This window comes from Flavobacterium silvaticum (assembly GCF_012911565.1).
GTDB lineage: Bacteria > Bacteroidota > Bacteroidia > Flavobacteriales > Flavobacteriaceae > Flavobacterium > Flavobacterium silvaticum.
In genome coordinates this window covers 44,120-57,390 of record NZ_JAAMPU010000096.1, presented here as the reverse complement: position 1 = coordinate 57,390, position 13,271 = coordinate 44,120, and the positions used below count along the sequence as shown (strand labels likewise).

Annotated in this window: 9 protein-coding genes; 2 read left to right on the top strand and 7 right to left on the bottom strand. The window is 45.3% G+C overall.

All coding sequences use genetic code 11. From position 1 onward, the window contains the following. Positions 1-77: 77 nt before the first annotated feature. The 6 genes from G6047_RS01990 to G6047_RS01965 form a co-directional block, all read right to left on the bottom strand. Positions 78-3,725 (bottom strand): ABC transporter permease/M1 family aminopeptidase, encoded by a 3,648-nt coding sequence (locus tag G6047_RS01990; protein ID WP_169525792.1) that lies wholly within the window; start codon positions 3,723-3,725, stop codon positions 78-80. Positions 3,726-3,734: 9 nt separating this feature from the next. Beyond that, positions 3,735-4,622 (bottom strand): ABC transporter ATP-binding protein, encoded by an 888-nt coding sequence (locus G6047_RS01985; protein ID WP_169525791.1) that lies wholly within the window; start codon positions 4,620-4,622, stop codon positions 3,735-3,737. A 190-nt stretch (positions 4,623-4,812) separates the two neighbouring features. After that, complete coding sequence (locus tag G6047_RS01980) at positions 4,813-6,285, bottom strand: lipopolysaccharide biosynthesis protein (protein ID WP_169525790.1); 1,473 nt, start codon at positions 6,283-6,285, stop codon at positions 4,813-4,815. A 1-nt stretch (position 6,286) separates the two neighbouring features. Continuing rightward, positions 6,287-7,561: a glycosyltransferase family 4 protein gene (locus G6047_RS01975; protein WP_169525789.1), complete on the bottom strand. Its 1,275-nt coding sequence runs from the start codon at positions 7,559-7,561 to the stop codon at positions 6,287-6,289. Positions 7,562-7,565: 4 nt separating this feature from the next. Then, positions 7,566-9,980, bottom strand: a complete 2,415-nt coding sequence (locus tag G6047_RS01970) for a YfhO family protein (RefSeq protein ID WP_169525788.1) — start codon at positions 9,978-9,980, stop codon at positions 7,566-7,568. A 66-nt stretch (positions 9,981-10,046) separates the two neighbouring features. After that, complete coding sequence (locus tag G6047_RS01965) at positions 10,047-10,325, bottom strand: DUF4834 family protein (protein ID WP_169525787.1); 279 nt, start codon at positions 10,323-10,325, stop codon at positions 10,047-10,049. 114 nt (positions 10,326-10,439) lie between these two features. Here G6047_RS01965 and G6047_RS01960 point away from each other — a divergent pair, with 114 nt between their 5' ends. Then, the gene (locus G6047_RS01960) at positions 10,440-11,405 is read left to right on the top strand and encodes a transporter (RefSeq protein ID WP_169525786.1); all 966 of its coding nucleotides are present in this window, start codon (positions 10,440-10,442) and stop codon (positions 11,403-11,405) included. Beyond that, the gene (locus G6047_RS01955) at positions 11,405-12,526 is read left to right on the top strand and encodes a GTP cyclohydrolase (RefSeq protein ID WP_169525785.1); all 1,122 of its coding nucleotides are present in this window, start codon (positions 11,405-11,407) and stop codon (positions 12,524-12,526) included. Before G6047_RS01960 ends, G6047_RS01955 begins: the two co-directional genes overlap by 1 nt. Before the next feature lie 49 nt (positions 12,527-12,575). Here the strand turns inward: G6047_RS01955 and G6047_RS01950 are convergent, their stop codons facing one another. Then, a complete protein-coding gene (locus tag G6047_RS01950) occupies positions 12,576-13,190 on the bottom strand; it encodes a TMEM175 family protein (RefSeq protein ID WP_169525784.1) in 615 nt (204 codons plus the stop codon). Positions 13,191-13,271: the final 81 nt, after the last annotated feature.

The following is a 13,271-nucleotide window of genomic DNA, read 5'->3' as shown; positions in this document are numbered from 1 at the left end:
TGGATACATTAAAAAACCCTGCCGATAGATTTCGACAGGGTCTAATTTACTGACTAAACCATCATAGTCGTTACAGTTTATAAGTCTTTTATGTTATCGTCCGGGATTCGGTCGATGAGTTTTATAAGCGGATCGATTCCGGCCTTGGTGACTTCTCCTTTTACTTTCACAGTGATTTTATGTGTCCCGGCTTTTAGTTTGTGTTTCTGCAGGTACAGCACATTCACTTTTTTGCGTCCGTCCTTGTCGGTAGTTTCAGGTGCGAAAACCCCAATATCAATGTAATCGTCCATGGATGCTGCCGGTTTTTCCTCACCTTTTGCATCGGCATACATCTTTCTGGTCGAAACCGTCAATGTCACTATTTTCTCATCACCCTTACCCGGAGTGACTTTTACATCGAGTACTTTATTCTCGTACAGTGTGATTTTCTTCCAGGTGTCTTGGAGATAATATTTGAGCGAATCAGGAACGTGTTTATCGATGGCATTATACAAATCATGGCTTCCGGCAAACGGCGGGGTTTCCTTGAAAGCGAACTGGTCGCGGAATTCCTTCAACGCTTTGTTCAGGGTATCTTCTCCAATTAAATCCCGGAGTCCGTACAGAATGAGCGAACCTTTGTTATACCATTGATACGGTCGGTTACAATCAATGAATACATTTTCTTTTTTAGATTCGTTGGCCCGACCGCGAAGGTAATCGTCGAGTTCCTGCTTCAAAAAGCGCTTCATATTGTCCTTCCCGTAACGCTTTTCACTAAGGATAAGAGCCGTATACTCGGCAAGGGCTTCTGAAATCAGGTTAGAACCAAGCGTCCTGTTCGGCGTTACCTGATGCCCCCACCATTGGTGCGCCAATTCGTGGGCTGTGACATAGTATCCGTAATCAAAATCATCTGGTTTGAAATCAGCCGTATATCCGAACGATTCCGAATAGGAAACCGTATTTGGGAACGATTGTGCAAAGCTGCGATATTTAGGGAATTCGAGCAGTCGCAACTGATCGAACTGATAGTTTCCGTACCATTTTGAAAACCACGTCAAACCATCTTCATACGATTTGAGGAACCTATCGAGATTGGTATTATGCGTTTTGTGATAGTACAATTCAATACCGACTTTTTGTGCACCCTGGAGCTGAAACGGCTTTTTGAGCACTTCGTACCGCGCAGAAATCACATCGAAGAACAAATCGACTTTAGGCGTTGTCTGGGCGTAATTGATATACACACGTCCATCCTTTTCCCATCGTTTGATTTCTTTTCCGGGCGCAATCGGAATCTGGCCTTTGTCGGTGCTTACGGTGAATTCCATCGTCACGAAATCGGCATCGTCATTGAACAACAATGTTTTTACGCCAACCGCATCCGTATATGGCGGCAATTCTTCATCCTTCGGTTTGAGCTTGTATTTCTTGCGTTTCTCGTCGCTGAACAATTCACCGTTCGGATCGTATCCCATAGACGGCAATCCACCTGCGAAGAAAGTTCCGTTGCTGAGAATGTCGGTGCCACTCATATCGTTCGTAAAGCCTTTGTTTACGTTGTCCGATTCGACATTCGCAATCATCTTTTCACCCGGCATAAGTGGCTTGTCGAGATGATAGATACGATATTTCGCCGTATCGTTCGCCGGTCGCAGGAAGTTGAATTTGCCGCGTTTGTAGATGAGCGGATAGGATATGTTCGTCAACAGTTTGCCATTGATCTTCACGCTGAAACGTTCAAGACCTTCGCCGTTCAGGTGCAAATCAGAAATAGGCTTATCGGTCTTGTTCTCCAATTCAATCCGTGCCGAGGTATGCACCCTCCTTTCCTTTGGATAGATAGCGATATCGGCATACAAATGATTGACCTTTGGCTGAGGCAACGCTTCGTATTTTTTGAGTTTCTTTTCGTATTCAGCCTGTCGTTCACGGGCTTCTTCAGATGTGAGATAATTGTTGAGGACGCTTACATTGTAGTAGTTGTACGCGCCTGTCAGTAAAAACCCAAGAAGGAAAATGGCCGTCATCATCTTTAGGCGACCGTTATATTTTGACTTGGCACTACGGAAACGTTCCTTTCGTCCGCTAAAGACACCACGAGTGTAAAATGCAGCGGCAATGACGAGCAACAACGCCCCGAACAACATCCAGTATAAATTGAAAAAGAAAACGCCTTTCCACATACTGTTGATGCCATCCATATCGCTCCACATATAACCCGGCGCATACGAATAGAAAAACAGGTTGTACCCCATTTCGCCCACATTACGCAACAGGAACATTACGATCCAGATGATAAGCCCTATGCCGTGGCCTGCAAACTTATTGTTCACGAGTACATGCACCGCAAACGACAACATGACAATTTGCAGGTATTGAACAAAACTGATAAGGCATAACTCAATGAAATAGACATCGAACCTGAATTCGAAATACCCCTTAAGAACCTGCACGATGACACCGGCGAACAAAGGAACAATGGCGAGGAAGAATGCAAGTCCTGTTAATCCAAGAAGTTTTGAGCCGTACAATACCCAATCGGGCGTTGGGAGCGCATCGTTTATAAGTGCAAAACCAGTAGACTTATCACGATGGACGGTTTCCCCCGTGTAGAAAATAATGATAATAAAAATAAACAATACGTAATCATAATTCTTGTATTGCATCAGATTTACCGTAAGCGGCAGGGCCGAAACCCCGAACGTCGTATTACCGATCCAGAAATCGACAAACAAAAATACCACGCCCCCAAGTAATATGGCCTTGAAGTAATTATCGCGAAGTATGTTGAGCAATTCGATTTTTGCAAGGCTGAACATGATTTTGCGGTAGTAGCTTTTAGCGAAGTGGATGGCTACTTTTGGAATTGGTGCACCATAATCTGCGATAGTCTCTTCAACCTCAACGTGGCGTTGCTTTTTGCTGCTTCCGCCAAAGAATCGTTTGAAACTGAACCCGAAATATGTCGCCATCAGAATTACGAAGGCCACGCCCGACCACAACAACCGGTTCACCAGGAAAGCTCCCTGAACCGGAACCAGTAAGGTATTCCGTTCGACAGGTGTATAGAATCGCGATTCAAGTGCAAGCGTATTCATGGCAAACGGATCGAGTATCTTTACGAGCTCACGGTTATCCAGGTCACGCGTGAGGAAATTGGCCAGAAGGTATCCGATCAGCAATAAAATACTTCCGGTGTAGATGACTTTAACATCCCGGAAGAATGCGACCAATCCGAAGAAAATAGCCGAAGCCAGGAACAGGTTCGGAACCGCCATGGTCAAAAACGGCTGTATGTAATAATCCCAATGGTTTTCTCCGATACGTTCCGCCGGAACCCAGTCGAATATCGGGCCCACAAGCGACCCCAGGTAACAGCCCAGCGAAATGGAAGTTCCGATGAGCAATACAAATACGAACGAACCAAAGAAACGTCCCCAAAAGTAACCCGGTTTGGTTATGGGATATGACAGGTAATAATTCTTGGTGCCATGCTCGATGTCGCGATACAACGGAACGCCCATAATAGCTGAACAGACCAACATCATCATCATACTGAAAAACACGTTGCAATCGGCAATGATGAACGGTGAATTGTGATGTACTTTCTCTGTGGCCGGCGTCCATCCCTGTGAAACCGAAAGAAAGCCCAGAATAAGGAACGCCGCATAATACAACCATGTAGCCGCACGCTTCGAGCGGTACTTTATCTCAAATAAAAATATCTCTTTAAACATACGGACAGCTTAAAGAGTGACCACGTCGGTAACGTGGGAAATCTGGTTGAAATACACATCTTCGAGCGTGGCTTCGGCAGGTTCGAAACCGGCACCCGGATTTTCGTCGCTCACGATGCGCACGGTCAGCTGGCCCGATTTGAGCTGGGTGGAAATCAAATTGTAATTTGCCTTGAACTGTTGTACTTCAGCCTTATCGATATTCTTGGTATATACTTTACCATGAACCAGGTTCAGTGCATCGTCCGGCGTTCCCTGATACATTAATCCGCCCTGGCAGATGATGGCCATATCGGAACACAGCGTCCGCACGTCTTCAACTATATGCGTCGATAAGATCACTATGGTATTTTCGCCAATCTGGCTCAACAAATTATAGAAACGGTTTCTTTCTGCCGGATCGAGACCGGCCGTAGGTTCATCTACGATAATCAGTTTCGGCTGGCCCAAAAGCGCCTGCGCAATCCCGAAACGCTGTTTCATACCGCCCGAATACGTGCCGAGGTTTTTCTTTTTATGGGAACCCAGGTTCACTTTATCGAGCAAAGACGCCACGACTTCTTTTCGTTCCGATTTATTCGAAATTCCTTTCAGGGCCGCGATATGATCGAGCATCTGTTCTGCCGAGATTTTCGGATAAACGCCGAAATCCTGAGGCAGGTAACCCAACATACGGCGAACGGCCTCTTTGTCTTTAAGCACATCGATGCCGTCTAGTGTAATGCTTCCGGAATCGGCATCCTGCAGTGTCGCGATGGTGCGCATGAGTGATGATTTTCCTGCCCCGTTCGGCCCCAAAAGCCCGAACATTCCCTGGTTGATGGTCAATGAAATTCCCTTGAGCGCCTGCACGCCGTTCGGGTACGTTTTGGTGAGATCGTGAATCTGTAATTGCATGAGTGTTTGTTTAGAACAGCAATATACTGATTTGGAGCGTGTCGCGGAAAAACTTTTTTCAGGGATTTGGAGCCGTTCCTGCTGAGAACTCAAACAGGGGCTTTGTAAGATTTGTGGAGATTGCACGTGTGGCTTTTTAAATCTCCACAGTTACAATCTCCACAATTTTATCATGCCTTCTCTGCCATGATCAGGATTTTCGTCTTTTAAACAGCGATAATGCTAAGTGGAGCATACCGTTGACTTCTGACGATACATTCAAAAAATAATGTGCCCCCATAAAAAAGAAAGTAACCAGTACAGACTTGAGCCCGATATTCAAAATCGGATGGAACGGAAATTCCCAAAAATAAAACCCAAGGATCGTGACAATGAGAATTCCGGTTGAATATAACGTCCGGACTGTAAACGGATACAAATCCATTTTCAGTACCACAAACAGCAGTTTTGCCAGCAAATACAATCCGATGGAAATCAAAGTCGCTATCGCAGCACCGTCGATGCCCATAATCGGAATCAGCCATAAATTGAGCCCGACCATTATCAGGGTCAGCAAAATACCCAGGATCAACACCGCGCGGTAATAATGGGAATTGAAGATGATTGCGTTGTTGTTGCCCAAAATCAGGTCGATGTATTTGCTCAGGCCGACAACGAACACCGAGAACAATCCGGCGCTGTATTCAGGCGGCATCATGAGGTACAACTGGCGTATGTTGACCACGATTCCGGCGAAGATCAATCCGCCTAAAACCTGGAGTGTGATAGAACTTTTTTTATAGAGATCGTTGAGTTCATCGTGTTTTCCTTCGGCCATTAATTTTGCCGTGATGGGGTACGTTATCTGTTGCATCGCCCGCGCCGGAACCGAAATGACCGTAGCGATGAAAATAGCCACTCCGTAAAAGGCAATGTATTCCGCATCTACGAACTTGACTAAAATCGTTTTGTCCAGATCAAGCAGGACATTGGCAATGCTTCCGGAAAGAATGATAAAAATCGAATACGTAAAAACCTCTTTGTGGTTCACCGGAAATGTCACATCCATGCGAAACGGACGAACACGAAAGGCATAAACCATCATGGCAACGGTCGCAATAAGATACACCAACAGCGTCAGGTTAATAAAGAAAGCGGCATCGTACCATTTTAGGAAAACGCCGGTCAATCCGATGGAAATCAAAACCCTCAGCAATAATTCCCGCACGAAATTCCCAAAAACCGATTCCAGGTGAACCTTGGCCCAGGCATAAAAGATTTCGAAATACCCCATACAGAAGCCGATAATCGGAATTTGCCAGAAGTAGGTATATACTCCGGGATTTTTACTCGAAAAATAAAGCGCTATCGGGTCGTAAAAAATAGAAACGACCAGAAAAAGCGGAATGATCAAAAGCAACGGAAGCAGAACTACATAAGTAAGAAAGCCATTCTTTTCCTCTTCGGTTTTATACTGGACAAAATATTTGACCAATGTATTGTGCACGCCAAAAGCCATGATTGGCATAATGACATTTGCTGCAGATAGCACAAAACCAGTCAATCCGTATAGTTCCTTTCCTAAAAAGTGTGGATAAAGAATCAATGCATTTATAGCCCCGATGCCAAAACCGATGTAGGTAATGACCGTATTGCGGATGGATTGCCTGATTACGATTCCCATATCAGATAAGACGTGCGAGTTCGGCCGTAAGATTTCGCCTGGAATATTTCTGCAGCCCTATGGCATTGGATTTCAGGTCGCCTGCAAGATAGGAATCGTAATAGGCCGTAAGTACTTTTTTAAGCTCTTCCTTTCCGCCATAATCGACGAATTTTCCGCTATTTGTTTCTTTTATGATTTCTGCAAAGTCTGATCCGGCGGGGCCAATCGCAACAATCGGCCTTCCCGAAACCATGTATTCGAATAATTTTCCCGGAATGATGCTTTTGGTATCAAGTGAATTTATTTCTACCAACAGCAATACCTGTGAACACCTTTGTTCCGCTATTGCCAGCTCGTGAGACATATATCCCGGCAATTTCAAATAGGGCTTGAGGCTATAGATTTCCAGCGATTCCAACACCTGATTGCTTATCGTACCTATGAGTTTTATTTCGAGATCATTCCCAAAACCTGGAATTTCATGGATCATTTCACTCAGAACCGTCCATAACAGCTTCGGGTTGCGCTCTGACAACAACGACCCTATGTGTGCAATCGAAAACTTGGCATCCAAAGGTTTCTCAACCACGCTTTCGACATCGTATCCATTGGTTATCAAATGAATCGGCTTAGTTGTTATATCGCTAAAATCGCTTGCCGTGGTAGGGCTTGTTACCAAGATTTCATCGGCCGAAAGCAATACTTCTTCTTCAAGACGCCTGTGTTTTTCTGTAGCTTTTTCAGACAACCTCAGTTCTTTTTGATATCCGATCGTCGTCCATGGATCCCTGAAATCTGCAATCCACTTCAAAGGCAAATTCTTTTTCAGGGCAAGCCCGATAAGATGAAGGCTATGAGGTGGGCCCGTAGTAATCAGGGTTTCGATATTGTGTTCGCGGATATACTTTTTCAGGATGCGAACAGATGGCCTGACCCACAACACACGTGCATCAGGAATAAACAGATTTCCCCTGACCCACAGTGCCAGTTTTTCAATAAGTGACTGATGACTGCTGTGCATAAGGATTCCGGCACTCATTTGCTTGACCTTCTTTTTGGAAAAGATACTTGCCACCGTATAGGGTTCAATTATTTTATGCCGCAGGATGGTAACGGATTCAGCAACCTGATTCACCAAATCTTCGTCTATTATGGGATAATGCGGATTATCCGGAATATAAACGATAGGTTCAATCCCGAACTCCGGCAGATATTTGACGAATTTCAACCAGCGCTGAACACCCGGACCGCCTGCAGGTGGCCAATAATAGGTAACGATCAGCACTTTCTTCATGACGTTATTTTTTTTGTTTGCGTCTGAATTCGTAATACAATCCCCCTGCTGCAAGCAACACAATGGCAAAGCCGCTTGCAAGCGTGATGGCGCCTCCGGTCTTGATGACTTCCGGTTCAAAACGGAACTCGATTTTGTGGTTTCCGGCCGGCACATTCAAGGCGCGCAAGGTGTAATCGGCACGCAGGATCGGGGTTTCTTTTCCGTCTATTGTGGCAATCCAGCCTTTAGGATAATACATTTCTGAGAATACGGCAAAACCGTCAGCTGCATTTTTAGTTTGGTAAATGACGCGATTCGGTTCATATTTAATCAATGAAATGGCAGATGCTACACTGTCACGGGAAAATTGTTTTGAAGCAGCCTGCGGAAATTGGGTCGTATTGACAATAGCAATATGTTTTGACTTCAGTTTGTCAAGTGCTTTCATTTCGGCGTCGGCTGAATTTACGGACTGAACCTGATCTACAAACCATGCATTCCCGTTGGCTTCCGTATTCGGGATCACGAACTCCTCGCCTTTTTCGTTCTGCTGGATCACATATTTTACATTGAGCAGATTCAGTATCTCAAGATTGTTTTTCGCAATCTGGTAGTGCAGTAATTCTTCCATACGACGCGGGCGCACAGCACTGTAACCGGAAATCGATTTATGGAAATAAGAGGTACGTGCCTGGTTTATCTGGCTGGTTTCAAAAACCCGGTAATGTGTCGTATCCTTCAAAATGGCATTATCTGCTTCCGATGCCTGGAATGGCATATCGACCTCACGCGCATCGACGAAATCTTTCTGGCTCACATAATTCTTGTCTATGAAAAACAAATCACCAATCATAAAAATACCCAGAAGGATCAAAGCCGAACGCTGTTTGAGTTTTTCCGTCGACCACAACCAAAGCACAGCAATCGAAATAATCACAAAGAACGATGAACGCAACAAATCGCTGCTGTAGAAACTTTTGCGGTCTGCTTTTAAGGCATCGACGAAATCAGGGCCATAATTCCGCAGAAGCATCGCATCGCTTCCTCCTGCAAAATCGAACGAACCTTTGAACAGGAACAAGAGTGCAATCAGTCCGAAGAAAACACCCACAGGCTTATATAATGCCTTGATCCTTTGTTCTTTTTCCAATTGAAAATACGATTGCAGCCCCATGATCGCCAGAACCGGAAAACACAATTCAAGCACAACCTGGATTGATGAAACCGCACGGAACTTATCGTAAAGCGGCACATTATGGATAAAGAAATCGGTCAAAGCCGGAAAGTTTTTTCCCCATGATAAAAACAAGGACAACAAAGCGCCGGCAAGGAAAGCATATTTGATATTTCGTTTGTCGACAAACAGGCCAATCAGCCCAAAAAAGAAAACGACCGCGCCAATGTAAGCCGGAGCCGCGACGATAGGCTGGTCGCCCCAATACAAAGGCATACTGTCCACCGCATCCCTGGCCTGGTTTTCCGGAACGCCCTGGTTGACCATGAATTCATACATATGTGAATCAGGCCCGAGTTTCTCTCCGTTGGAACCTCCAAACATACGCGGCACGATCAGGTCGAGGCTTTCCGTGATGCCATAACTGTATTCGGTAATGTAGTCGTAATCCATCGCGGCACTTCCTTTTTTGCCGCCTTCGGGTGTGAAGGTAAGTTCCGATTTTCCGCGGATACTGAAATCGGCGAATTCCGAAGTCGCCATCAAATTAGAGGCATTCGCGCCCATGGCAAGGATTCCGGCAATGGCAAAAACACCGAAAACCTTTGCGAGTTCCTTGTATTCTTTAGCTTTGATGAATTCGTACAGATAGTAAATTACGATCGCTCCCAACAGGAACAATAAATAATACGTCATCTGGAAATGGTTGGCGTTTATTTCAAGAGCGGCGGCAATCAACGTAAGCAAACCACCGACGATGTACTTTCGCCTGAAAACTAAAATAACACCGGCGACAACAGCTGGCATATAGGCAATCGCATGTGCCTTGGCATTGTGCCCGACACCGAGAATGACAATAAGATAGGTGGAAAAACCGAAAGCGAGCGCACCGAGGAAAGCTTTCAATGGATCGGCTTTCATGGCCAGCATCAGTACATAGAATCCGAGGAAATACAGGAAAAGATAATCGGCGGGACGGGGAAGGAAACGCAACGCATCGTCAAGCACACCAATGTAATCGTGTTTGTAATTCGCACCAAGCTGGTATGTCGGCATCCCGCCAAAAGAAGAATTCGTCCAATACGGTTCGCCTTTGCCAGCAGCCCGGAAATCGTTCTGCTCCTTGGCCATTCCTGTATATTGGGCTATGTCGCTCTGGTAAATCTTTTTACCCTGAAGTACCGGATAAAAGTATAGCAAAGACGCAAAAATAAATCCGATGATAACGAGCAGATGCGGATAAAAACGTTGAAGTTGCTTCATGAAGTGCGGGAATTACTGCTCAAAAGTAGTTAAAAAGCCGCAAGCATCCGAGAATTGGTTTTGGCATTAATCAATTTCTTCGAAGTCAACATAATCACCTACTTTTTTCTTTTCCCGCGTAGGTTTTGCGTTTGTGGTGTCTATGGAAATATCTCCGTCGGGCTTTCTGGAATAATCCTGTTTGGTGTAACCTCCGTATTCGGAACGGAACTTTTCCTCGGCATGGGCTACCGCTTTTTTGACAAGCACCGGAAAAAGCAACCTCGCCACGAACCTGAAAAGATAATAGAAGAATACGATATAGATTACCGTGCGTAAAAAACCATTGAAAGATGCCGTATCCATTTACGAATAAATTTTCCCAAAATTACAAAAAGGAATAAGCGGGGAATCGGAATCGGCTCTTAAATAAATAATAAAATGCTACCTTTGAGCACCTGATTACGCCACAACCTGCTTATGTCCTACATCGGAAAAAAAATCCCAGCTATACTGTTACTTGCCGCGTCGCCGGTTTTTGCCCAGTTTACAGATGTCATCAATTCCAACCGTCCCGGCGAATCCATGTCGGCGTTTTCGGTAGGAAAAACGGTGATACAGGCAGAACTCGGTGTAACCTACAATTCCATGAATCACGATGTGCTCAAGTACGATATCGATGGTCTTGACACAGAACTTGTGCTCAGATACGGTGCACTTTTAGAGCAACTCGAATTCATTGGGGAACTCACCTATTCAAACGAACAGGTCGATAACGCGACTGGCGATTTTAACAGACGCGGTTTTCGTCAGGGATATATCGGGGCTAAATACCTCGTTTATGATCCACACAAAAAACACTTCGACGACAAGCCCGATCTGCGCAGCTGGAAAGCCAATCACAGGTTCCGATGGAGAGATGTGATTCCCGCCGTTGGGGTTTATGTTGGTGCTAATATCAAGATGTCCGACAAATTCCCGCCGCTGACCCAAGACCAGAAAGTGTCAGGGAAAGCCATGATCATCACCCAGAACCAATTGGGACGATATGTTTTCGTGACCAATTTCTACATGGATCGCTTCGGATCTAACTTCGAGACCATGGGTTACGTATTGACACTGACGTACGGAGTCAATGACAGATGGTCCGCATTCATCGAAAACCAGGCGATCCAGAGCGATTTTTACGGAGACCTTATTTTCCGGGGCGGCGCGGCTTACCTGCTTGCGGAAAACATGCAGATCGATGCTTCGATCGGAGCCGGCGTAAAAAGCACACCATCTGTCCTCAATGCAGGAATAGGCTTTTCATGGCGGTTCGATGCCAATTACGAAGATGTGATCATCCGTCTGCCTGGCGAAGAAAAAGCCGATGGCAAGAAAGACAAAAAGAAAAAGAAGAAACGAAAGGACGAAGTCACACCAGAAGAACCTGCAAAACCCTGATGATCACAATTAAGGAAGCACAGACCAAGGCCGAAATCCGCGAGTTCATCACCTTTCCGTTCAGCCTGTACAAAAAAAATCCGTATTGGGTTCCGCCGCTTATCATAGAAGAGGAAATGTCGTTCGACAAAACCCAGAATCCGGTCTTTGAACATGCCGAAGCCTATTTCTATATAGCATATCGCGATGGAAAAGCCGTTGGCCGTGTCGCAGCCATCATCAATTGGACGGAAGTGCGCGACATGGGCAAGAAGAACGTCCGGTTCGGATGGTTCGACGTTATCGACGATATCGAAGTCACAAAAACCTTATTGGCCAAAGTAACCGAACTCGGCAAGAAACACAATCTGGAGAACATAGAAGGCCCGATGGGCTTTTCGAACATGGACAAAACCGGTGCATTGACCATGGGCTACGACCAGATGAGCACCATGATTACGTGGTATAACGATCCTTATTACATAGACCATTTCAAGGCTCTTGGGATGAAACAGGAAAAAGAATGGGTCGAAAGCCGTTTCCTTTTTCCGACGGAAGAACAGGTTGCACCTTATTTAAAAGGTGAAGCACTCATCAAGAAACGCTATAACCTCAAAGTCTATAATCCGAAAACCATCAAGGAAGTATTGCCTTTTGTGGATCGTATGTTCGATCTTTTTAATGAATCGTATACGAAACTGACTTCTTTCGTTCCGATATCGGACCGGCAGAAACAGTTCTTCAAGGACAAATACATCGATATGGTCAATCCGGAATTCCTTAAGTTCATCGAGGACGAAAACGGAAAACTGATTGCATTCAGCATCTGTATGCCCTCACTGACCAAAGCGATAAAAGATTCAGACGGAAAGCTGTTCCCTTTCGGCTGGCTGCGTTTGTGGTGGGCCAAAAAGCATACGGATGAAGTCTTGTTCTACCTGATCGGCGCTGACCCGGAATGGCAGAACCGCGGGCTTACGGCAATCATCATGGCGGAATATTTCCGTTCGTTCCGCGACAACGGCATCAAATGGTGCGTTCGGACACCGGAATTAGAAGAGAATCACGCCATACATAACCTGTGGAAATTCTTTAATTCTCCGGTACAAAAGCGTCGGGCAACTTTTATCAAACCGCTTTAATCCACAATCTGACGGCTTTCTTTCGCTTCGAGTTTTTTCTGAAAGAACTTCAACACGAAGGGAACGGCACGAACCACCACCAGGCAATGTTGCTGAGTTCGGGATCGTCTATGAGGAGCATCGTGGATGTAACAAGGATAAAAACAACCGCCAGCAATAACATAGCGAGCCGGGATTTTTTGAACCGAAGCAGTTCGTCTTCCATACCGATTTCATGCCTCAGATTCGGCCTTTTGACCAATATATAATGCTGCAAAAGCAACTGCGCACCACGGCAAAGGAATATCACTGAAAAATAAATACAGATAGAAATAAAGCTGCTTTTTCGCGCGATAAGCGTTACGCTGAATGGCAGGAAACCGAGCCAGAATAACATAAGCAGGTTCCGGACGATAAGACCTTTGTCAAAATCCCGGATGAGGCTGAAAAGCTTAAGGTGCTGATACCAGATTTGTCCGATGAACAGAAAACTGACCACATAGGCGAATATCACCGGAAGCAACTCAAACAATTGCTGCTGGATGCTTTCATCCGAATGTTCCGGCAACCGGATTTCAATCGCAGTCAAGGTTATGACAATGGCGAATACGGCATCGGTGAAAAGGATGATCCTGTCGAGTTGGAACTCTTTGCGTATTTCGTTGTTCAGTTCCTGGTTTTCCATATTCTATCGTGAGTTATGATTGCTATGACTCCGATGGAAAGATAGAAAAAATCAACTCACAAATTAAAGAACAGCCAGTAA